At 59.7% G+C, this 21,967-nt stretch carries 15 protein-coding genes, 2 pseudogenes and 1 riboswitch; of the genes and pseudogenes, 7 read left to right on the top strand and 10 right to left on the bottom strand.

The features are described from left to right. Positions 1-524: 524 nt before the first annotated feature. From NKH23_RS27940 to NKH23_RS27930, 3 genes are all read right to left on the bottom strand, one after another. The gene (locus NKH23_RS27940; protein WP_502912383.1) at positions 525-1,982 is read right to left on the bottom strand and encodes an NAD-dependent succinate-semialdehyde dehydrogenase; all 1,458 of its coding nucleotides are present in this window, start codon (positions 1,980-1,982) and stop codon (positions 525-527) included. Between the two features lie 490 nt (positions 1,983-2,472). Continuing rightward, positions 2,473-3,894, bottom strand: coding sequence for a M16 family metallopeptidase (locus NKH23_RS27935; protein ID WP_352515954.1), 1,422 nt, complete (start codon positions 3,892-3,894; stop codon positions 2,473-2,475). A 958-nt stretch (positions 3,895-4,852) separates the two neighbouring features. Continuing rightward, positions 4,853-5,080 (bottom strand): hypothetical protein, encoded by a 228-nt coding sequence (locus tag NKH23_RS27930; RefSeq protein WP_352764212.1) that lies wholly within the window; start codon positions 5,078-5,080, stop codon positions 4,853-4,855. Positions 5,081-5,451: 371 nt separating this feature from the next. Here NKH23_RS27930 and NKH23_RS27925 point away from each other — a divergent pair, with 371 nt between their 5' ends. Further along, on the top strand, positions 5,452-5,664 hold the full coding sequence (locus NKH23_RS27925; protein ID WP_023679670.1) for a cold-shock protein: 213 nt from the start codon (positions 5,452-5,454) through the stop codon (positions 5,662-5,664). Positions 5,665-5,891: 227 nt separating this feature from the next. Here NKH23_RS27925 and NKH23_RS27920 read toward each other — a convergent pair whose 3' ends face one another. Then, a complete protein-coding gene (locus NKH23_RS27920; RefSeq protein WP_352615682.1) occupies positions 5,892-6,362 on the bottom strand; it encodes a Ros/MucR family transcriptional regulator in 471 nt (156 codons plus the stop codon). Between the two features lie 611 nt (positions 6,363-6,973). On the opposite strand from NKH23_RS27920, the gene NKH23_RS27915 reads away from it, so the two are divergent. Beyond that, positions 6,974-7,222, top strand: a complete 249-nt coding sequence (locus NKH23_RS27915) for a DUF982 domain-containing protein (protein ID WP_502912382.1) — start codon at positions 6,974-6,976, stop codon at positions 7,220-7,222. Between the two features lie 746 nt (positions 7,223-7,968). Then, entirely contained in the window at positions 7,969-9,024 is a 1,056-nt protein-coding gene (locus tag NKH23_RS27910; protein WP_352493370.1) for a cytochrome-c peroxidase, read from the top strand. A gap of 648 nt (positions 9,025-9,672) precedes the next feature. On the opposite strand, the gene NKH23_RS27905 is transcribed toward NKH23_RS27910, so the two are convergent. The 3 genes and pseudogenes from NKH23_RS27905 to pdxR form a co-directional block, all read right to left on the bottom strand. After that, entirely contained in the window at positions 9,673-10,380 is a 708-nt protein-coding gene (locus tag NKH23_RS27905; protein WP_353035838.1) for a B3/B4 domain-containing protein, read from the bottom strand. A gap of 197 nt (positions 10,381-10,577) precedes the next feature. Beyond that, positions 10,578-10,676 (bottom strand): annotated as a pseudogene (locus NKH23_RS27900) (MOSC domain-containing protein); the annotation flags it as partial. A 159-nt stretch (positions 10,677-10,835) separates the two neighbouring features. Beyond that, complete coding sequence (gene pdxR, locus NKH23_RS27895) at positions 10,836-12,332, bottom strand: MocR-like pyridoxine biosynthesis transcription factor PdxR (protein WP_502912381.1); 1,497 nt, start codon at positions 12,330-12,332, stop codon at positions 10,836-10,838. A gap of 83 nt (positions 12,333-12,415) precedes the next feature. Between pdxR and NKH23_RS27890 the strand changes: the two genes are divergently transcribed. Further along, the gene (locus NKH23_RS27890) at positions 12,416-13,648 is read left to right on the top strand and encodes a trans-sulfuration enzyme family protein (protein WP_353035836.1); all 1,233 of its coding nucleotides are present in this window, start codon (positions 12,416-12,418) and stop codon (positions 13,646-13,648) included. A 52-nt stretch (positions 13,649-13,700) separates the two neighbouring features. Beyond that, a complete protein-coding gene (locus tag NKH23_RS27885) occupies positions 13,701-14,603 on the top strand; it encodes a dihydrodipicolinate synthase family protein (protein WP_353035834.1) in 903 nt (300 codons plus the stop codon). A gap of 267 nt (positions 14,604-14,870) precedes the next feature. Here the strand turns inward: NKH23_RS27885 and metE are convergent, their stop codons facing one another. Continuing rightward, entirely contained in the window at positions 14,871-17,207 is a 2,337-nt protein-coding gene (metE, locus tag NKH23_RS27880; protein WP_353035832.1) for a 5-methyltetrahydropteroyltriglutamate--homocysteine S-methyltransferase, read from the bottom strand. Positions 17,208-17,302: 95 nt separating this feature from the next. Continuing rightward, a riboswitch (cobalamin riboswitch) is annotated at positions 17,303-17,503 on the bottom strand. 555 nt (positions 17,504-18,058) lie between these two features. On the opposite strand from metE, the gene NKH23_RS27875 reads away from it, so the two are divergent. Beyond that, positions 18,059-18,313 (top strand): hypothetical protein, encoded by a 255-nt coding sequence (locus tag NKH23_RS27875; protein WP_353035830.1) that lies wholly within the window; start codon positions 18,059-18,061, stop codon positions 18,311-18,313. 317 nt (positions 18,314-18,630) lie between these two features. Here the strand turns inward: NKH23_RS27875 and NKH23_RS27870 are convergent, their stop codons facing one another. Both NKH23_RS27870 and NKH23_RS27865 read right to left on the bottom strand, forming a co-directional pair. Continuing rightward, positions 18,631-19,464, bottom strand: a complete 834-nt coding sequence (locus tag NKH23_RS27870) for a helix-turn-helix transcriptional regulator (protein ID WP_353035828.1) — start codon at positions 19,462-19,464, stop codon at positions 18,631-18,633. Positions 19,465-19,676: 212 nt separating this feature from the next. Continuing rightward, positions 19,677-20,993, bottom strand: a pseudogene (locus NKH23_RS27865) (MFS transporter); the annotation flags it as partial. 286 nt (positions 20,994-21,279) lie between these two features. Between NKH23_RS27865 and NKH23_RS27860 the strand changes: the two are divergent. Then, positions 21,280-21,954 (top strand): transposase, encoded by a 675-nt coding sequence (locus NKH23_RS27860; protein WP_353035826.1) that lies wholly within the window; start codon positions 21,280-21,282, stop codon positions 21,952-21,954. The last annotated feature ends 13 nt before the right edge of the window (positions 21,955-21,967 follow it).

Below are 21,967 nucleotides of genomic sequence, written 5' to 3'. Positions count from 1 at the left end.
GCGGTTCGAGGCGCTTGGTGAACCTGGCGCGCCCTGGATCGTGCGCCGATCACCGGAAATGTCGAATGCGAATGCTTGCCTGATGGTATCTTCGATCTGTCCGAGCCTGTACTGGCGCGGCAGTCGGCCGAAGAACAACTGAGCTACTGACAATCGGAAGATAGCAGGTTCAAAATTCTGCCCCAGAAACCGGATATTGCGCACAACCAGCGTTCACGATCGCGATGGTGCACAAGCTTCCAACCAGACCCGCGCAAAGACAGCCCGTCGCCTGAAGATAGTCGGCGAGGGCCGCCAAATCCCTCGCAAGCGTATCCTCCGTCACATGCACGCCGTCTTCGCCGACAATGCAGACGCTAGTCTCGTCGAGAGATAAGTCCAGCCAGGGTGCTCCTTCAGGATTGCGTGTTTGCTCGGGTACGGAGCCACCCCTCAGTTCCCAATCGAGGAGGCGATCCTACAATTCACATATTTGGAGATCGCTCGCCAGGTTACCCGGTCTGTGAACCCTGCAAGCCGAAAATTCAGATGCCGCCCATGCAGAGATATTTCATTTCTAGGTAGTCCTCGAGGCCATGGCGGGATCCCTCCCGCCCGATGCCGGACTGTTTTATCCCACCGAACGGCGCCGCTTCTGAAGACATCCGGCCGGTATTTACCCCGACCATTCCATATTCCAAGGCCTCGGCCACACGCCAGACACGCTTCAGGTTGGAGGCATAAAAGTAGGCCGCGAGGCCGTAGATCGTGTCGTTGGCCTCACGCACGACCTGATCCGCATCTTTGAAGCGAATAATCGGTGCCAGCGGCCCGAATGTCTCTTGTTGCGCGACGGTCATCTCGCTGGAGACACCGGTCAGGACTGTCGGTTGGAAAAACGTGCCATTCGTGCCGATGCGTTTGCCCCCGCATCGAATTGCGCCGCCTTTGGCGACTGCATCGGCAATATGGGATTCGATCTTGGCCAAAGCGTGCTTGTCGATGAGCGGTCCGATGTCCACTCCGGGAGCGAAACCGTCACCAACTTGAAGTTGGCGAGCCCGTTCCACGAATTTCTCGACGAACTCGTCGTGAACGCCCGACTGGACGTAAAGGCGGTTCGCCGAAACGCAGGTCTGGCCGGCATTGCGGAACTTCGCCTGGATCGCACCGTCAACCGCGGCATCGATATCGGCATCATCGAAGACGATGAAAGGTGCATTGCCACCGAGCTCAAGGCTGACTTTTTTGATCTGGTCCGAGCACTGGCGCATGAGAAGGCGCCCGATCTCAGTCGACCCGGTGAAGCTGATCTTGCGGACCTTGGGATTGGTACAAAGTTCGCGGCCGACCGCGTCACCTTCGGACGCATAGATCAGGTTGACGACGCCTTCGGGAAAGCCAGCCTGATGGGCGAGGGCGAACATTGCTCCCGCCACGAGCGGCGTCTGTTCAGCGGGCTTGAGGAGGATCGTGCAGCCCGCCGCCAAGGCTGGCGAGATTTTGCGCGCCACCATCGAGGCCGGGAAATTCCATGGCGTTATCGTGCCAACAACTCCGATGGGCTGCTTGATTACCAGCATTCGGCGGTCCATCGATGGTGCGGAGATCGTCTCGCCGTAGACGCGATTGGCCTCCTCGGCGTACCATTGCAGATACGCCGCAGCATGCGATACCTCCGACTTGGCTTCGGCAAGCGGCTTGCCCATCTCCGCGGTGAGAATCTCGGCGAGATCGTCGGCGTAGTCGATGATCAACTGATGCCATCGCCATAGAACGTCGCTGCGCTCACGTGCGGTCAACCCTGCCCATCCAGGCTGAGCGACATAGGCCTTGTCGATCGCAGCGCATGTCTCCTCGACACCCATGTCGGGTAGTTCTGCCAGCACTTCGCCAGTCGACGGGTTGAGGACCTCGAATGTCCGCTCGCTAGTCCGCGTGCCAAGTGCCGGCACGCGATCAATGGGTCCAAACAGGTCAGGGGATCTCAGGTGACGGATCATCGGCAGGCACAGGGGCAATACCGGATTCCTCCTCAACGCAGCAGGTATATATAGCAGGTGCGGTATGTACTCCGTGACGTCCGGGTTCCTTATAGGGCCTCGGCCAGACAGCTGGTAGACCACGGTACCCAACTGGAAAGGGAGAATACCTGAATACGCTAGAAGATGCCTCGCGGTTCTACTAGTCGAACGATTGAACAACGGACACTCGGCTTCGCCAGCCGCGCGGAGTGGATGCTGGTGGCCTGCGCCGAATCGGCGACTCTATCCACTCGAAGAGAGGCTGGCCTGAGGAGGAGCGCACCCCAAAAACGCCTCAACCGGCAAATGCCTGGCAAAGCCCGCGAAAACCGCTCCTCGCGGCTTTAAACAGATCCCGTTTACCGGGCGAGCGCCCGCAAGACGAGAAAGAGGATGGAGAGGAACAGGGTGGCGAAGGCGCGCCGAGGGAAGACCGGCCGGCGCATTTGCATGGGGATGGAGCTCATGATCAATTCCCCGCCTGTTGCTGCGGCAAAAGATAGCCTGTGGTCGAATGGTCGAGCACCAGATAACGCGCGGCGACCGCCTTGACCTCGTCGATGGTGACCTTGCGGACGCGGTCCGGCCTCTCGAGCACGTCCTTCACATTGCCACCGGTGGTGAGCGTCTTGCCATAAATGTTGGCGATGTGGTCCAGCTCGTCGTGCGCAAAAATCACCGAGCGGATATAGCGGTCTTTGGCCATGTCCAGCTCGTCGCTGGTGACGCCATCCTTGGCGATCCGGGCGACTTCGGCAACGGCCGCCGCTTCGAGATCGACGAGCTTTGCATCGCCGCGCGGCGAGCCGGAGATAGTGAAATTGGTGTCGTCTAGCATGGTGCCCTGGAAGGAGGCGCCGGCCGCCGAGGCTATGCCTTGCTTGACGACAAGCTCCTGATATAGCCGGCTGCGGTTACCGCCGCCGAGGATCTCGGCCAGCAGGTCGAGCGCCTCGGCCTCGCCGGGCTCTGCCGTATGATAGGACGGCACCACCCAATGAGTGGAAAAGCTCGGCACCGAAACGCGCGGATCGGTCAGCGTCACTGTGCGCCTGGTGTTCTGCTCCGGCTCGTCCGGGCGGTTGCGCGGGGGCAGGTCCGGCCCGCGCACAACCTTGCCATAGGTCTTCTCGGCCAGCGCCTTCACCGTCTGAGGCTCTACGTCGCCGGCCACCACCAGCACGGCGTTGTTCGGTCGGTAGTATTTGTTGTAGATGGTGAATGCGTCGGTGCCGTTCAGCTTCTCCATCTCCTGCATCCAGCCGATGACCGGAATGCGGTAGGGCTGGTTCTGCCGCAACGTCGCGTTGACCTCCTCGTCCAGCAGAGCATGCGGGTTCGTCTCTCTGCGCCAACGGCGCTCCTCCAGGATCACGTCGCGCTCGGTCTTGATATCATCCTCGTTGAGGATGAGGTTGAACATGCGATCGGCCTCGAAGCCCATCATCTCACCCAACGCCGAGGGCGCCACCGTCTCGAGGAAGGTGGTATAGTCATAGGCGGTAAAGGCGTTGTTGTAGCCGCCGATGGCTGAGACGGCTCGGTCGAACTCGCCGGCGGCGTGGTTGGTCGTCGCCTTGAACATCAGATGCTTGACGAAATGGGCAAGGCCTGATTTGCCGGGTGGCTCGTCGGCGCTGCCGATCTTGTACCAGACCATATGAGTGACGATCGGCGCGCGGTGATCGGGGATAACGACCACTTCCATGCCGTTGTCGAGCAGGAAATCCGTCACCTTGCCGCCGGCGGTGGCGGCCAGAGCCGGAGCGGTCGTCACCAGGGCCAGCGCGGTGGCAATGAACGCGTTGCGCAGCCAGGCGGACGATCGATGGCTCCGGTTGTGGTGGCTGGTCGAAAGGCAAGGTTCGAGGCAAAGTGATTTGTTCCTCATTTTGATGAAGGCGCTGCGTCCCCGTCTCCCCGCGTGGGAGGATCGGCGGGCAGCGCCGAGGCAGATGAATAAGCTCTTCGTGGGGCCAGGCCTTACCCGAGCCTCATCTTTGGATGGACCCAGGAGACCTGCGGCGGTATTTCTCGGTGAGGTGATCATGGGACGGATTCTCCTTGGTCCGCGACGCCTTGCGGATGACCAAGCATGCACCGTGCCAGATCAGATACCGTTCGAGGCAGTGGACAAATCGGGCTCTGCCATGTTGCGCATCCGACATTGTCGGACATCGGACAGGGCCGAACGCGACGCGCGCGGCTGAGAATATCTTCTTTGTTAGGAAGACGATTGGGCGCGCTGCCGGGGAGGGGTATAGGATGCGCTTCGAATGGCCGCTGCACTGACGGTGAGAATGGAGATGTTGGTCGCCCCAGCTGAACCCTGTCCTCGACAGCCAGACCGGGTCGATGCTGAAGGGCAGAGGCGTGAGCAGCCCAGCCAACTCGAGCGCGGAGCCCGCTCGCGCGCTAGGACGGATCTGATCCAAAATCGGCAAGTTGGGCGATATCCGCGAGGCGTCGGAAAACGAAGATCGTAAGAGTCGGGCGGGAAAAAACGATGCGGTTGCGCGCTTCTGGCGTAATGCGCCTGCCGCGAGGCCGTTGAGCCTGATGAGTTGCTGCGGGAAAGGGGAGTGTTTGCGCGGGACCTTGGTCAAACGTGAGAAATAACCGTCGAGCTCGCCGTGGATAGGGGGCATGCAGGCACGTTTGTCGCGGGAGGACAGCAGCACGGAAGCTGTCCGCGCTTGCCGTCGTCGCTGGGTACCAAACAGAAGAATTTGGCGGTCGCGATCGAATTCATCTGCGTAAATACCGCCTGGCTGTGCTCGGTTTGCCGGCGAACAGATTTTGCCTTCTTTGCGGCTGCAAACGCATCGCTGGCGGCGTGGTCCCTAAGGTCAAGAGCATCGGGTGAGTAACAGCCTGATCCTGCTCAATCTGATGCGCGCCAACCGCCTCGCCGGACTGTGGAACCGCTCGCGGGTAGCTTCTACCACAAACAGCAAGGTCATGAAATCAAGTAGGAAGTCGTCGATCGCTTGGGCGATTGTTTCTGACTTGCCCTTGAACTGGTCCAGCAAAACGCGCGCGTTATCGATCGCTTCCACGCTGGTGGCATCGATCAACCCCTCGACCCTCTTGAAACAATCCAATTCGAAACTCCTTCAAGCGCTTGGCAAGCCGTTATGCACGAAGGTAGCTCCGTGAACTACCCGGCCTTTGACCTGGCGGCACGAGCAGCGGTCGGCCTTACGTCCCGTGCCTCCAAGCACCAGCCGTAGACGTGGGGCTGAGGAGCGTTGGAAGGATCGGGCGCTTCCGGCCATGCTCGAGCGGTAGTGTAGGACAGTGCTCGCTGGCGACTTCGGCCAAAATGGAGTACGCCAGCTGATCGGGGTTTAACAATTTTTCGCTTTTTACTGCGCCCAAGTCTCGGCTATGAGTCGGCAGGCCTAATGGCCTGCCCACGTTGCAATTGTTAAGGAGGAACACGTATATGCCTACTGGAACGGTAAAGTGGTTCAACAGCACCAAGGGGTTTGGATTTATCCAGCCCGACAATGGCGGTCCGGATGTTTTCGTCCACATTTCCGCTGTCGAACGCGCGGGCCTCTCGACCCTCGCTGACGGCCAGAAGATCAACTATGAGATCGAGCAGGATCGCCGCACCGGCAAGTCCTCCGCTGGCAGCCTCAGCAAAGCTGGTTGAAATTTTCTCCTGCGTCTTGGCAAGAGTGGGCGCGTAGGTCCGGAGGTCCTCACGGCCGCTCGATAGGAGCGAGCAAAAACTGAGGGCAGCAGATTGCTGCAGGCGTCGCGAATTCCTCATGAAACAAAGTTGTTTGAAAGGAAGGCGGGGTTGGCCCCGCCTTTTTATATGACGAGCAGATTAAGCCGATGGCTGCAACGCTCCAGAACGAATCTCGATTGCCGAAATCAAGCCGCGACCTTCTTGCGGGTTCGCTTCGTCGGCGCCGGCTCCGGCGCTTCCGGCGCTTTCGGTTTGCGGCCGAGCCCCATCGTCTTGGCCAATGAAGAGCGCGCCGCGGCGTAGTTCGGCGCGACCATCGGATAATCCGCCGGCAAGCCCCATTTGGCCCGATATCCATCTGGCGTCAGCCCATAGTGGGTCGACAGATGGCGCTTTAGCGATTTGAATTTCTTCCCGTCCTCAAGGGAGATGAGGTAGTCCGGTGTCACCGACTTCCTGATCGGGACTGCAGGCGTAAGGGCAACCGGCTCTTCTGTAGAGACACCTCGGGCCGTCCCTTTCAGAGCCGCGTGCACTTGGCCGATGAGGGCAGGGAGATCCCCCACCGGGATCGGATTGTTGGAGACATAGGCTGAGACCACATCGGCCGTGAGCTCGATGAGGGTGTCGATGTTTTTTTCGGCTTCTTCTGTCATGAAACTCTCCAGGCGGCGTGAAACACAGTCGGCGAAGCGTCGCTTCATAGTGGCGGTCTCCGCTGAAAGCAACCAAGGTCTCGACAGGATTATTGCGATGCTCGTCCAGCGAGATCTACGGCGCGGTATCCCGCCGTCGTGACCGTTGATCCGTCCGTTGTTGGCGAGCTGCCGCGGTGCTTGCGCATTTTCAGGCGCGTCTCGGCCGTAAGCTTTGCGCCGAAATGACCAGTAATCTCGATACGAAGCGGGCTATTTCTGTTTCGCCATCCTCTCTTTGGCTGTGAAATCGGTGGCAGAGCAGTGGCCGCTTCCTGATGGCGCGTGGAGGAACTATCAAGAGTTGATTCGCAATGGTCGAAACGATGTAGATTCATCCGGTGAGCCGCTCTCGCAGCAGGATATTAGGGTTTGGCCCGCTGGTAAACCGAGGACATCACGCCGCTGCTTTGCTATTGAACCGCTATCGCTGTGACAACACATTCCGCAATGGTGGGCGGGTGTAGAGGAGGCGCCTGTTCACGCAAACTAGCGGTTCAGCAGGTCGGCAGGAACGAATGAGCTCAGGGACTTTCAGCAGCCCACTTTTCGTAAGGCGGGCAGCGCACATCGTGCAAGAGATTGCCAGTCCTGCGGATGCTATCGATTTTCTCAACGAATGGCCAGAAGATCGCAGAGACCGGATCTACGAAGCCGCCCTCAGGGCGTGCTTTGATGCATACAACGGACGAAAACCTGCGAGCGCAGCGCGCAAGGCTGTTTTCCGCTTTGCGAAACAGGTCGCCATATTGGAAGATGCAACCTCGGCGATGCAATGGCTCGCTGCCTGCATGTCGGGCAGTGGAAAAGCGCAAGTATAGGCGCCGCAGTCGTGTGTGAGGCTGGAGCGGGTACGCCGACGAGGTTATTGTGTCGAGATTTCGCCGGCATCTGGAGCGTAGATTGTTGTATTTGTAAATCAGCTTCTCGCGATAGCATTGCAACGCCTCCGGTGTGAAAATCACTGCGTGGGACTTGGTTCTCAAATTCATGATGGTAAATTACCGTGTAATGATTGCAAAGCAGTTGTCCCATCGAAGCAAGATGATAAACGAAGCCAAAATTGTGCTCCGTCGTCTGCCAATATTCGCTCTATGGAGGCCTACAAGCCAATTAAAACAGCTACTCGGGCGCCTCTGAAATTCGTGTAATTCTGCTCACCCCAAACGGCCCTCTACAGTCGAAATAAGATCGTCCCGCAAAGGTGCTACAAGACACTATCGCGGATCGATTTGGGCCAAGGTCGATCTGGCGAAGGCAGGCGGAAGTCGAGCAGGACCTGCTGCGGAACAGATAACCGGCCCCAAACCGAATCCGACACGGTGGCCCCGATTTCTTCATAGTTGAAGGCGCACCGGAGCACGGCTCCGGCGCCGCCGCTTGCCGAGCAGCGATCCTCCGCCTCCCAAAATCCAATCGAGAAGAGCGTTCAATTCCGGGACGGTCCAAGCTCTGCCGCAAAAACAGGTGTCAGACCCCCGGTCCTCTCCCGCAACTGATCTAGCGCAGGGCGTTCATGAGCCGCATATCCCAGAGTGGCTGCGTGCACGACGCAGCGAGATCATTTATGAAAATCCTATTCAGTACGATGGCTGTCCCCTTGCTGACGGCCACCGCCTTTGCTGCGGATTCGATCCCCGCAGACCTCAGAGAAACGGCAATGGCCACTTTCAAGGCTTTGCCACCCACCACGCCGGCAGTCGCCAACAACCCGATCACCCCGGAAAAGATCGCTCTCGGCAAGGCACTGTTCTTCGATCCACGCGTCTCTGCGTCAGGCGTCTTGTCGTGCAACTCGTGCCACAACCTGGCCACCGGCGGCGACGACAATCACGAAACCTCGATCGGCCATGGTTGGCAGAAGGGACAGCGCAACGCGCCGACTGTACTGAACGCTGTCTTCAACATCGCCCAGTTCTGGGATGGTCGTGCCGAAGACCTGAAGGCTCAGGCGAAGGGACCGGTCCAAGCCGGGATCGAAATGGCCAATACACCGGGCCAAGTCATCACCACGCTCAAGTCCATGCCGCAATATGTCGAGTGGTTCGATGCAGCTTTTCCGGCTGAAGCCGATCGGGTCACCTTCGACAACCTCGCCAAGGCAATCGAAGCCTTCGAGGCGACACTGGTCACGCCGGCCCCCTTCGACAGTTTCCTGAATGGCGATGACGCCGCCATGACTTCCGAACAGAAACAGGGCCTGGCGCTTTTCATGGACAAAGGCTGCTCGTCCTGCCATGGCGGTATCAACGTTGGTGGGCAAGCCTATTACCCATTCGGCCTCGTGGAACAGCCCAGCGCCGAGGTCCTGCCGGAAAAAGACAAGGGCCGATTTGCGGTCACCAATACTGCCGACGATTCCTATGTTTTCCGCGTGGCGCCGCTGCGCAACGTTGCACTCACCGCGCCATACTTTCATTCGGGCAAGGTTTGGGATCTGAAACAGGCCGTTGCCATCATGGGAACCACCCAGCTTGGCGTGGTACTGGCGGACGAAGAAGTCGACCTGCTTGTTGCCTTCCTCAACTCGCTGACCGGAAAGGCACCCGAGCTCGCCTATCCCATTTTACCCGCCGAAACGGCGACAACGCCCCGGCCTGTAACGCAGATCTTAGGAAAATAAACGGCCAGCTGACTGCGGAACATCGCAATTGACAATGATTGCGACTTTTACTGGACGAGACGAGTCGCGACGTCCATGAGAACGCAAATGGCTCGTTTCCAAAGTGCAGACACTGCTTCCGTCACCAGCTCGTTCTGATGGAATCATGTTTGGGATCTGGCGTGCGACATGCCAAGGAAGGCGTCTGACGCATGAGGCTCGCGCGCTGGCGATACCGCGCGGCGGCCGGCCATCGCGCTGGCGGCCGAATTGCCGCGCGCCGAAGTGATCGGCCCCCTTAGGGCGAAGGGGCAGCCACTCCGTCCTCCATGTCCAGCGATTCTTCGACTGCTTCCGGATTCCGGGCGATGGTCCAAAGGAGAGTATTCGCCGCTGCATCCGGTTTCGAGCGACCTTGCTCCCAGTTTCGAAGCGTTGCCAGATCGAGGCCATACCTCACGGAGAATGCCTCCTGAGAGAGCTTCGTGCGATCCCGGACTTCGCGAAACGCTAAGGGAGAACAAACGGTGATCTGATTTCGTTCGACGCTCGTTTTCGAGAGCCGTTCTGGGTCGTTCGCAATCAACTGTGTAGGCCAGCGGAGCGAGCAAGGAGCGCCAGATCCGGACAGGGCTGGTGGGGTGTTTTTCCGGAAGGTGGGGCCATGCCCTAAGGGACACGAGATGTAGTGGACTCGTCGATCCGCGCTGTTTCGATTCGCGCACCCGGGCACAACGCTTGGATAAGTCCCATCAGATGCTCTCCGGTGGCCGTCATCTGTTTAGCTGACATTGGGCCGAGGGCTTCCAGCACGAGCCACATGGCGCGGGTATCGACCGTGACCATGGTGCGCCGCCCCTGCCGCCAGTTCCAGCGGCGGCACGTGACACCGGCATCATCGCACCAGATGACTTCGCCCGGTTCGGGATGCTCGGTTACCATTTCACCTTGCTGGATCGTGTCGAATGGCTCCGCTCCCTTCGCAATTAAAAGTCTCGGGACCCCCTGGTAGAGATCGAGATCTTCCCCGCCAATCGGAACGCCATACAACACGCTGACGGCATTGTAGACATCAACCAGTGGGGAAATCCGCGGGAGAGAGCCATCTTTCCGCACCCGCTTGAGAAGCGCGGCGGCCGAGCACGGCGTTCGATTGGCCTTTGTGCCGAAAGCCTCGTAGGCAACGGCCCACGCCGCAAGATGCGCGTCCCTTTGGGCGTCATCGCGAAGCGCCGCCTGTTCCGCCGCCGCAATCGTGTCGTTCAACGCCTGTGCATCCGGCACGTCGATTTCAGCGTTCCGCACCACAATGCTGATCAGATGAAAATCCGGGTAGCGGGCCTTGATCTCGGGGGCAACCAATGGCGTGAAAGACATGGGATGCTCTTTTCTCATGGGGAGGCTTTGCGCTGGGGGTCGTTCGGGAAATGTTTGAAGAAAGGTGCTTGTCGATCGTCCAGATCTTCTGGCATCGGCATGGTGCATGCCGCACCATGCGCCGCATAATTCCATCATTCGGCCGTGGACAAGGCCTGGTAGAGATCGTCGATTATCTCTTGCGGGTGCTCGAGCCCGCCTCTGCCGGCAACAAGCTGCGCCTCCGCCAGTTCCTCCATTGCATAGGAGGCAGCGGGCGCGATATGGATGTGAAGCAGCTTTCCTTGCCAGGTCATGCATCGCTAAAATTCGTCTCGCACGAAAATCCTGCGCGCAAACTGGCCTGATCAACAGCACCAGTTGCATAGCGTTTTCCCAGTCCAGTTGGCTTTGCAACGAAATGCGGTTCAGCCCAAGCGTCGGTTTCCTCGCCAGCACGCCACGTCCCCGCCGTTTTAGCCACTGTGTCCCGGCAACGCGTCTTGCACCTGCTTGACAACCGCTCGCAGGATCTCAACGCCCTTCTCGATCTGCCGAATGCTCAAGGCGGCATAGCCCATGACAAGCCCCATGCGATCGATGTGGCCTTCGTCCGACTGCCGCTCGTAAAGGGGCGAGATCAGGTGTAGCCCCAGGCCCGCGCCTCGGGCGGCTTCGACCAGGGTCGTTTCCCGCGATCGCGGCAGTTCGTCGAACCAAATGACGACGTGCAGACCGGCCTCTGCTCCCTGGACAGCGATGCGATCTCCGAAGCTGCGCCGCAAGGCGCCCAGCAACGTCCCCCGACGCTCGCCGTTCAGCCTGCGCACGCGCCGCACATGGCTTTCGTAGCCGCCACTCTCGATCAAAGAGGCCAGAGCCTCCTGTTCAGCCACCGGCGAATGCCGGTCCGCGAATTGTTTGGCGGTTGCGAAGACCTCCTGCAATTCCGGCGGGACGACGAGGTAGCCGATACGCAGCATCGGCGAGAGCGTTTTGGAGATCGTGCCGAGGTAGATGACAGCCCCGTGGTCCTCGAGACTGTGCAGCGGAGGGACCGGATTGATGTCGTAGCGATATTCGCTGTCGTAGTCGTCCTCGATCACGTAGGCATTGTTGTGCCGCGCCCATTCCAGAAGCTGGTGGCGGCGCGTGATCGGCATGACGCCGCCCAGCGGAAACTGATGCGATGGCGTGACATAGGCCAGTCGCGCCCCGATCCCCGCCAGCAACTCCGTCTTCATCCCGTCCTCGTCGACGGTGACGGGGATGGGCAAGGCACCCGTACTGGCAAAGACCTGACGCGCCATCCTGTAGCACGGGTCCTCGATGACGAAGCGGTCGGCACGATCGAGAAGCAGGCGAGCGCACAGATCGAGGCCCTGCTGCGAACCGTTGATGATGATGATCTGCTCGAGGTCGCAGCTCAGCGTTCGGGCGCGCCAGAGATAGCCCTGGAGCGCCTGGCGCAGCCGGCGCGAGCCGCGAGGGTCGTCATAGGCAAGACGCAACGGGCGCTGCCCCATCGCCTCGTTCATCGCACGTTTCCAGACCAATGCGGGGAAGTCTGACGGCGCCAGGTCGCCATAGCGGAAATCGACCTTCAGCCCAGTCGGCAGATAATCCGGCCAGGGCGGCGTAACGCGCAGTCGTTCGCCATAGGCGGACAGATGAACCGGGCCGACTCGTTTCGCGACAGTGCGGCTCGTCTCAGGAGCGATCAGCGAGGATGCAACGCGAGGTCGTGCGCCTTGACGGACGTCGATGAAACCTTCCGCGGTCAGTTGGTCATAGGCGACCGTCACCGTGGTTCGCGAAACCCCAAGGTCATTTGCCAGGCCGCGGGAGGACGGCAGCTGACTACCGGTTTCATAGACGCCGCCGAGGATTTGCTCGCGAAGAGCCTCGTAGATCTGGCGTGCACCCATCGCGTGCGAGCGACCTGCAGAACCGGCACTTGAAGACTGGACCATTTCATTCATCGCCAACTGGATATTTCACATTGGCCAGTTTGCCGTCAATCTTTCGGAAACCCAAGCAAGATCTTAGAGGCCGAATGACCCGCTCCTATCAATCGGAAACCGATGCTCTCACGCGGTCGCCCAACGACACCGGTCCCGGATTCGCCACTCGGGCGATCCATCATGGCTACGATCCGGCCCGCTTTTCCGATGCCGTTCAGCCGCCAGTCTTCTTGACCTCGACCTATGGATTCGAAAGCGTGGCAGCGAACGAGGCCGCCGCCGCCCTTGGCGGAAGGCTCTATGCGCGCGAATACAATCCGACGACGGAGATCCTCGAGCAACGGCTCGCCAATCTGGAAGGAGCCGAGGCAGGTTTGGTCGTTGCCTCGGGGATGGCGGCTTTCGGCACACTAATCCTGTCGCTCCTGTCCCAAGGCGATGAACTCATCGTCCACAAGACGCTTTATGCGAACACGCTTGCCATGGTCGAACAGGCGGTCCCCCGCTTCGGCATCAAGGTCGTCGCGGTCGACCTGTCCGATCCTCAAAATCTCGATGCCGCGATCACCGAGCGGACCCGGCTTGTTTTTTTCGAGACGCCGGTGAATCCGCTGAGCCGCATCCTTGATCTCGCTGCCATTGCCGAGCGCGCCCACGCGCGCGGTGTAAAGGTTGCGGTCGACAGCACCTTCGCCTCGCCCGCGCTCCAGCGGCCGCTCGAACATGGGGCCGACCTCGTGCTCCACTCCCTGACCAAATACATCAATGGGCATGGCGATGCCCTTGGCGGGGCGATTCTCGGCGACGCGCAAACGCTCCGCACGCTGCACGAGACGGGCCTGCGCTACATCACCGGCGCAGCGCTCTCGCCCATGTCAGCCTTCCTGATCCTGCGCGGTCTGAAGACGCTCACGCTGCGCATGGAACGGCACAGCGCCACGGCCCTTGCGGTGGCTCAGGCGCTCGAGGCGCACCCGGCGGTGGCATGGGTGAGTTATCCCTTCCTCGACTCGCACCCTGATCAGGTGACGGCGCGAAAGCAGATGTCCCAAGGGTCGGGCATGTTGGCCTTTGGCCTCCACGCTGGGTTCGAGGGCGCGCGGCGGATGATGGACCGGCTCAACCTGATCACCCGGGCTGTCAGCCTCGGCGATGCCGACAGCCTCATCTATCATCCGGCAAGCCTGACCCGTGCTCGTCAGCCGATCCGCAAGGATGCGCATCTGGCCGATGGAGTCGGCGAGGACCTCATGCGTCTCTCGGTGGGTCTTGAAGACGTCGATGACCTAATCGCCGACCTGCGGCGGGCTCTGGACGCCTTGTGATGACCTGTCGTCCGGCCAGTCCTGCGCTCACGTACAAACCCGGAGCCTTGCCATGGCATTCCTGAGCGGCCTTTCCGCGTTTCCCATCACGCCGACCGATCGGGACGGCCGCGTCGATACCGTTGCTCTGCGCAAGCTGATTGCTCGGCTTGGCGCCGCTCAGGTCGACTCCATCGGTCTTCTCGGCAGCACCGGCACCTACATGTATCTGTCGCGCGAGGAACGGCGACGGACGCTCGCCGAGACCTTGGACGAAACCGGAGGACAAATGCCGGTCGTGGTGGGTGTGGGCGCGCTGCGCACCGACGAAGCAGTGAGGCTCGCGCAGGACGCTAAGGCCCTTGGGGCTGCCGCGGGGTTGCTTGCCGCCGCCTCTTACACCCCGCTCACTGATGACGAGGTGTTCGAACATTTCTCGACGGTGGCGTGCGAGAGCGGCCTGCCGATCGTCGTCTACGACAATCCAGGAACGACGCATTTCCATTTCACCCCAGCACTCGTCAGCCGCCTGGCAAAGGTGGGTGGGATTGTCGCTATCAAGAATCCGACAGACAAGGGCGATGCGATCAAGAGCCATCTGGCCGACCAGAGGCGCACTGTGCCGGAAGGGTTCTCGATCGGCTACAGCGGCGACTGGAACGCTGCAGAGGCCATAATCGCCGGCGCCGACACATGGTACAGCGTCCTCGCCGGCATCCTGCCCGAGGTCTGCGTGAAGATCGTCACGGCGGCGCAACAGGGCGATGCGGCCGAAGCGCGACGGATCGATGCCACGCTTGCGCCGCTCTGGAGCCTCTTCAAGGAGTTCTCGAGCCTTCGCGTCGTCTATGCACTTGCCGAATTACTCGACATTTGCCGTGCCGACCCCCCGCGTCCCATCCTGCCTCTGCCCTCAGCAGCGAAGCGCCAGATCGCCGCCGCGTTGGAACGCTTGCCATCGGATGTCAACCGGTGAACAGCGAACCCGGCGGCCAGTGAAGGAACCTGTCATGTATGTACCCGCGCATTTCGATGAACCGAGCCGAGAATCGAACTCGACACGTCACAGGGAGAAAACGGTACTCCTGCGCGATTAATACACGTGCCGAAGGAAAGTGCACATTTCGCTCGAGTGACTTATTTCAAAAGATGTGATCGCGTTTTGGCACATTCACGGCCGACATGCGGCAGCCGGTCACTCACCACATGGTGAGCAACCAGGAAACCCTCCGGCCTACACTTTCTACCGGAGCGCACGTGCTGCATCGACCATGTTCATCAGGGCAGGGCGGACCTCCTCCCATTTGCGTGTTTTGAGGCCACAGTCCGGGTTTACCCACAGTTGGGAATCCGACAGTCGCTCGCGGGCAAGCATGACGAGATCCGAAATCTCGCCGACTTCCGGGACGCGTGGTGAGTGAATGTCGTAGACTCCGGGACCGATTTCGTTCGGATATTTGGAGCTCGTGAAGGCGTCCAGCAGTTCCATCTTCGAGCGCGATGTCTCAATCGAAATGACATCCGCATCCATTTCAGCGATCGCGTCGATGATCTCGTTGAACTCCGAGTAGCACATGTGGGTATGGATTTGAGTCGCGTCCTTTACACCCGTTGAAGCGATCCGGAAGCATTCGACAGCCCAGTCGAGATAGTCGTTCCAGTCAGACTGGCGCAGTGGCAATCCTTCGCGAAACGCGGCCTCATCGATCTGGATCATCCTTGCGCCGGACCATTCGAGATCCGTCACCTCGTCGCGGATGGCGAGCGCGATCTGGCGGCATGCTTCGGAGCGGGGTACGTCGTCGCGAACAAAAGACCAGTTGAGAATGGTCACCGGGCCTGTGAGCATTCCCTTCACAGGGTTTTCCGTAAGCGACTGGGCGAATTGCCACCAGCGCAGCGTCATCGGCTTGGGCCTCGATACGTCGCCGAAGATGATGGGGGGGCGCACGTAACGCGACCCATAGCTCTGCACCCAGGCATGCTGGGTGAAGGCGAAGCCGGACAGCTGCTCGCCGAAATGCTGTACCATGTCGTTTCGTTCGAACTCACCGTGCACCAGCACATCCAGCCCGATCTCTTCCTGCCAGCGAATTGCAGCCTCGATCTCCTTCTTCAGGAAGGTCTCGTAGTCGACATAGCTCAGCTGGCCCTTCGCATGAGCGGCCCGCGCCCTGCGTACCTGCGGCGTCTGCGGGAAGGACCCGATGGTCGTCGTCGGGAACGGCGGCAGCCCGAGCGTGCCGGCCTGGACTCTGGAGCGCTCGGCAAAAGCGCTCTCTCGTCGCTTCATGCTGTCGTCAATGCTGGCGATCCGCCCCTCAACCAGCGGGTCATGGATCTTCGTGGATGTCACGCGAGTGGCGGCGGCCTCGGCAGACGCTTTCAACGCGCCTGCCACCGCATCCCTGCCTTGGGACAGGGCCCGGGCAAGCAACACCAACTCGTCGGTCTTCTGGGCCGCGAAGGCGAGCCACGACCTGATGTCCGCGTCGAGTTCCGTCTCCATGCGGAGGTCGATCGGCACATGCAGCATCGAGCAAGAAGGCGCGATCTCGACGCGGTCCAAGGGCCAGCCGGCGACGATCGGTTTGATGCGGTCGAGAATGGCGGGCAGGTTCGCACGCCAGACGTTGCGGCCATCGATCAAGCCAAGCGAGAGCACCAGATCCTTCGGTGCGAGCCGACCCACCGTTTCCAGCTGCTCGGGAGCGCGCACGAGATCAATATGCAGCCCGGCCAGGGGCAGAGAAACCGCGGTTTCGAGATTGTCTCCCAGCGGCCCGAAATAGGTAGCCAGCATGATCTTCAGCTCGGGCGCGGCTTTCGACAGCTGGCCATAGGCGAATTCGAACGCAGCTCGTTCGTTCGGGTTCAGATCGAGGACAAGCGCTGGCTCATCGATCTGCACCCAGTCGGCTCCAGACAGCTTCAGCCTCTGCAGGAGTTGCTCGTAGACGGGCAGCAGCCGCGGCAGGAGCGCGATGGGATCGAATCCTTCGGCAGGCGATTTCGCCAGCTTGAGGAAGGTGATCGGTCCAAGGATGACTGGGCGTGTGTGAACGCCGAGAGCTTTAGCCTCGATGAAGTAATCGACCGGTTTCGTCGACGAGAGGGCGAACGTCTGATCATCGTTGAGTTCCGGCACAATGTAGTGATAGTTGGTGTCAAACCACTTGGTCATTTCCATCGCGGTTACATCAGACCGATGAGCCGCCTGCTGGTGACCAGCGTGTCGACAATCCTCCGTCTGACCCTGGTTGCCCCGCGCCATTGCGAAGTAGATGTCAAGTGGAACCTCGCCGCTATTCCAGCCGTAACGGGATGGAACGGCGCCGACCATGGCTGCGGTGTCGAGCACATGGTCGTAGAGCGAGAAGTCGTTCGACGGGATTTTCGACACGCCGCGATCGTGCTGCTCCTCCCAGCTAGCGGCACGGAGCGCCTTCGCGGTCGTGAGAAGGTCGGCAGCGGACGATTTTCCGGACCAGTAGCTTTCAAGCGCGAATTTCAGTTCTCGCCGACGACCGAAGCGGGGCACGCCGAGCGTTGCTACAGGAATTTGCTGAGAGACAGTCATGCCAGACCCCGATGGTTGGGGCGTCGGTGACAAGGAAGGCGCTAGCAGGCCGGCACGAACGCCAGGCTGCAGCGGCCACCGAGACACCCCGCCCGTGGACGTAATTCGCCGTGGCAGGTCTCCTGGCTCGCGGGGTCATAGCCTCTACCCGTCTTCCCAAGGCTATTCGCCTCAGTGACATCAGTGGGGTTGGCTCGCCGCTAACAGTTGCGGGGGCAGCGCCGGCATCGCACCGGCTTCCCTCTTAGCTCCGCTGCGGCAGCGCCGTACGGAGAACCACGACGCGGGAGACAATTACAGCAGTTCGCTTCTTTGTCAACGCCGCATAAAGAAATGTTTATGTCGTTATGTTAAATTTCCGTTGGCATGTTCCAAAGGTCGCCTCGAAAGCGAAAACTGTGGAAGCCTTGAGCGGCCGGTAAATCAAAGCAATGACGCACGGCGCCCTTGTCCAGGAGGATAGGAGTTCGTCGGCTGCCGGCAGCAAACATACCGGCAAGCGCCGTGGTGCTGCTTAGCGCATCATGCGAACCACCTCGGCGTCGAACTTCGGCTCCGAGGTTCCGACCGCTTCGTTGGTGATCTGCTCGCGACCACATTCGGCTCAATGGCGAGGCTGTTGCCCATGTGGAAGCTGTTGGCCGTGATGCCCTCGGTGATATGACACAACGATTTCGGGGGGAGCACACCGAGGCCAGGCGCCGCGGCGTGTTGCGAAGTGATCGAGGCCAATGCCTCGAACTGCTTGTTCGCAGCCCACCGGCTCAAGGTAACCCGGCTCAAACCACCGGGCCAGCTCAAGTCCTGTCCAAATGAGGCCTGAGCGGCAAATCGTCGTGCACGCGCACGGTTTGGCGTTCGATCTTGTGATGCGTCTTGGGCGGACAATCGCCACGGTGCAGCGCGCAGAAGCGGTCCCCAATTGGGAAGCCGAGGGCGGTGAGGGCAAGCCAGCGCCACAGGCGGAAGGGGACTTGGACCTGTTTGCCCTGCTGGACCACAAGTTCGCGACACAGGGCCTCAAGGAGAAGACCAAGAGTGATTATGCGCGGGACCTCGCCAAATTCATCGAAAGCAGCGGGCAGTCAAAGTTCGGCGCCGATTGACATGGAGATAGCCATCGCGGCGGACCGCCCAGGCGGACCGCAAGCCGGAATACAACCGGGTGCAGGCGGCCAAGCTCGTCCACAAGATGGCGTCGGGCACACACCGGCGATGGGAGAGCGGACCGTGGAGTGCAGGAACTTCACGCCTATCCACGCTCCCGTGGACGTGTCCTGCCGCACATCGGCAGCGATATTGAGGAGGCAGTTGAGCTTCTGGTCGAGCACTCTTACCTGCCACTACCTACGCTTAACGTCATCTCGTACTGAAAACGCACCACGCAAGGTCGAGATGTAACATGCGCCCTTCGTGGATGGTTCTAAGCTTCCTCGGGCGCGGTCAATCTGTGATAACGGTCGCTTGGAACCTCCATCACCGCGACGCGATCAAGGTTGGCGTATCGCGCTCGGTAGTAACCTTCTTCCTCCACTTCGGCGAAACTACACTGGGGAACGTCGAAGGTCGCAGCTTCCAATCCGAAGAAAGTCGTAGCGGTTTCTTCATCCAAGAAGTTCCACTCATCTTCTCCGTCGTCATATGTGACGCGAACATAGGAGGCCATGCGCACGGCTTCCTGATCACCCATCTCTGCGATGATGGCATCGCATTCTTTCTTCAGCTTTCCTGAAACCTCACCCTTATCCCAGTCATCCAAAGCCCGATAGATTTCTGGATGATAATACTCTGGCATCTCCTCTACATCGTCACCGATAAGCTCAATGGTGCGGACATATTGCGGATTTATCAAGAGTATTTTGTTGTCAAGGCTCCAACAATACAGCCATGGCCTGCTTGTGTTATTTCTACGAAGATTATGAAGTTCCTTCAACTGACGTAAAATCGATTCACGCGCCTTTTCATCGATAGGATATTGGCGGCTGCCAACAGTCGTCTTGATTCTGAGCGTGCCGTATCGCGTTTCGGCATCGGCAATTGCAAACGGGCTCGTGCGCCACTCCTCGACATCAATCTTCCAGCCCAACAGCTCCTCGACCGTGCATTTCAACGTGAGACAAAGGTCCTTGATCTGCTCGACGTTCAACTGCGTTTTGCCTGTTTCCCAACGGGCCACAGTCTGTTGCGTCGTTGCCATCTGCTCTGCCAAATCTTTTTGAGTCATGCCCAGTCGAACCCTAAGCTCTCTCATGTTCATAACTCACCTCGCGTGTTCAACACACGCATTGTGGATGAATTAATCTAACACGTCAAGCGTGTTCAAAAATCGCAGCATGTGTTTTTAGGGCGTCTTCGAGGCTCCGGCAGCCGTTCGTGACCACTTGCGCAAGACACAGGGCTGGTACACAGCACGAATGGGCGATCAAAAATTACTGCTGAAATTCAGATAATTATTGTGGGCGAGTCTGGATCTCTCTGATCGACACGATAGTCGACCATCACCATGATCGGACCGCTTCGTGGCCGCAGGTCAAGTTGCAGCGTCGGTTCGCTGAACTTGTTGGTCGGATCCAGATTGAGCGTTTCAAAATCCGGCTGAGGCAGAAGGATGCCCATCAGTCCCCCAATCACAAGAACCAGCTGGCGGACGAGCAAGGCTCCCGAAACACCTTGGACATCCGCCAGTTCGCCCCAAAGCCAGCTTCCCGCCGCCATGCCGCCGTATGTGGCCGTCTGATAGAGAGAGGGCGCGTCCAACCACCCACCGCGGCGCCGAAAGCTGCACTGTGACGTTAAACAGCGAGAATGATTGAATCCAGGCCGCACCGGCTGGCATGAGGTTGAGACAGCTCAGCCCAACGTGCTCGCTCCATGCCCGAAAGAAGCAGCTGATCGCCAATACAAAGAACGCACCGCGAATGACCCATTCGTTGGAGAGAACTTCTCGGACCCGCCCGATGAGGAGCGCGCCGCAAATCGCTCCCAGGCCGAAGAAGCCGAGCATCACGCCGTAGGTGACTGCGGTCCCTTTGATCTGTTCGCGAGCGACCAACGGCAGGAGAGCCAAAATGACAACGGCGGTGAGGCCGAAAATGAAACTCCGGCACATCACCTTGAGAAGGTTCGGCGACAAGAGCACGTAACGGAAGCCCGCCGCCATCGCACTGCCGAAAGCCTCCCGCGGCAGCGCTTGTCGTGCCCGTTCGGCTTTCCATCGCAACAGCGCAGCTCAGAGCGAAGTAGCAAAGGACGTTGAAGAGGAACGCGAAGGCCGCACCGGCTGTGGCCACGATTATGCCGCCAATCGCCGGCCCGATGCTGCGCATGAGATTGTAGCTCATGCCGTTGAGCGCAACCCCGCTTGGCAGGTGTTCGCGAGGCAGGATATCTCCCATGGAGGCTTGCCAAGAGGGATCGTGCAATGCCGAACCACAGCCGATTAGGAAGGTGAGACCCAGAAGGGTCCAGGGTGTCGTTCCCCGCATAGGTCAGGAACGCCAGGAAGGCGGATACGCAGACCATCAGCAGTTGCGCAGTCAACATGATCCGGCGACGGTCAAACTTGTCCGCGAGCGCTCCCGCCGCGAGCGAGAAGATCATGTAGGGGAGGGTGGTCGATGACTGGACGAGCGCCACCATTCCATGGGAGGTGGCGATGCTCGTCATCAGCCAAGCTGCCGCCGCACCTTCCACTAGGGTGCCAAGGTTCGAAATGAGTGCAGCCGACCATAGCGAACGGAAGGTCTTGTGCTCAAAAGGAACGAGTGAAGATGTTCTCTTCGCCATTGTTGGAAGCCTCGGGATTGACCGCGGGGCTGGATTTGTTTCGCCTCACTCAACCATGGCCTCGCCGTACAAGCCAAGCTGCCACAGTGCGCGCCTGCTAACCCAGAAAACTTGCCGGCCTTACAGGCATGCGCAGGACGCGCGAAGCCGCTCAAATCCCCCAGATGGGTCAGCCATCGAACCGGCATCACTTGCCCGTTGAGCGGCTATACGATAATGCTCCGCGCTAAGCAGGAAGCGCCAAAAATTCGAGCGGCGACTTCATTCTCCTATTCAGGAAGGAACTATGAGGCGGCAGACGCGACCATTCACCGTGGAAGTCAAACAAAAGCGCAATCATCAAAAATCCGCACGTTCCATCTGGGGCAATTTCGACATCGCCGCGGCGATGGCCGAGACAACAAAGGAAGTCGAGCCGTTAAATCGTCAGCTTGTTGACTCTACTGTAGTGGTCCTTGATGCTGAACCTTTGCACGAACCGCGAGTGGAGCATTTCATGGCCAATCCTCTGGAAACCGAGTCAGCAGTAGTTAGCGAACCGGCAGACAAAACGGAAACGCCAAAACCGAAGGCGAGAGCGCGGCGGTCGAGGAAGCCAGAAGCTGAGGCGAGCTCGCCTGCCCGCAAGAACGGCGCCAAGCCGATATCCGCGGCCACTGAAGCACCGCCGTCAGCGCGAACAGGCCGAAAGAGCTACTCCGCGAAGGATCGTGCCCAGAAGCTGGCGCAGATCGAGACCTCGATCGCCGGCGGCGCTACTCTCAAGAGTGCGGTGAAGCAAGCCGGCATCTCGGAACAGACATATTATCTTTGGAAGAAGGCGGCGGCGCCGGCGGCGGACAGTGACGGGCTGAAGGATCTCGTCGCGCTCGAGGAAGAAAACAAGCGGCTAAAGAGCCTGCTTGCCGATCGTCTCCGCAAGGAGAATGCGGAACTGAAGAAAAGGCTCGGGCTGGATTAAGAAGGGTGGGCAG

The sequence above is a fragment of the Mesorhizobium sp. M1328 genome (assembly GCF_040318075.1).
Lineage (GTDB): Bacteria > Pseudomonadota > Alphaproteobacteria > Rhizobiales > Rhizobiaceae > Mesorhizobium.
The sequence above is the reverse complement of the archived record's forward strand: the minus strand, read 5'-3'. Positions and strand labels throughout refer to the sequence as shown.

What these genes read in the sequence shown, in the direction of transcription:
- metE (WP_353035832.1), bottom strand. Translation starts at nt 17,207, where the DNA reads ATGACTGTCTCTCAGCAAATTCCTGTAGCAACGCTCGGCGTGCCCCGC.
- pdxR (WP_502912381.1), bottom strand. Translation starts at nt 12,332, where the DNA reads ATGGTCCAGTCTTCAAGTGCCGGTTCTGCAGGTCGCTCGCACGCGATG.
- NKH23_RS27905 (WP_353035838.1), bottom strand. Translation starts at nt 10,380, where the DNA reads ATGTCTTTCACGCCATTGGTTGCCCCCGAGATCAAGGCCCGCTACCCG.
- NKH23_RS27940 (WP_502912383.1), bottom strand. Translation starts at nt 1,982, where the DNA reads ATGATCCGTCACCTGAGATCCCCTGACCTGTTTGGACCCATTGATCGC.
- NKH23_RS27890 (WP_353035836.1), top strand. Translation starts at nt 12,416, where the DNA reads ATGACCCGCTCCTATCAATCGGAAACCGATGCTCTCACGCGGTCGCCC.
- NKH23_RS27910 (WP_352493370.1), top strand. Translation starts at nt 7,969, where the DNA reads ATGAAAATCCTATTCAGTACGATGGCTGTCCCCTTGCTGACGGCCACC.
- NKH23_RS27860 (WP_353035826.1), top strand. Translation starts at nt 21,280, where the DNA reads ATGAGGCGGCAGACGCGACCATTCACCGTGGAAGTCAAACAAAAGCGC.
- NKH23_RS27885 (WP_353035834.1), top strand. Translation starts at nt 13,701, where the DNA reads ATGGCATTCCTGAGCGGCCTTTCCGCGTTTCCCATCACGCCGACCGAT.
- NKH23_RS27920 (WP_352615682.1), bottom strand. Translation starts at nt 6,362, where the DNA reads ATGACAGAAGAAGCCGAAAAAAACATCGACACCCTCATCGAGCTCACG.
- NKH23_RS27870 (WP_353035828.1), bottom strand. Translation starts at nt 19,464, where the DNA reads ATGAACATGAGAGAGCTTAGGGTTCGACTGGGCATGACTCAAAAAGAT.
- NKH23_RS27935 (WP_352515954.1), bottom strand. Translation starts at nt 3,894, where the DNA reads ATGAGGAACAAATCACTTTGCCTCGAACCTTGCCTTTCGACCAGCCAC.
- NKH23_RS27925 (WP_023679670.1), top strand. Translation starts at nt 5,452, where the DNA reads ATGCCTACTGGAACGGTAAAGTGGTTCAACAGCACCAAGGGGTTTGGA.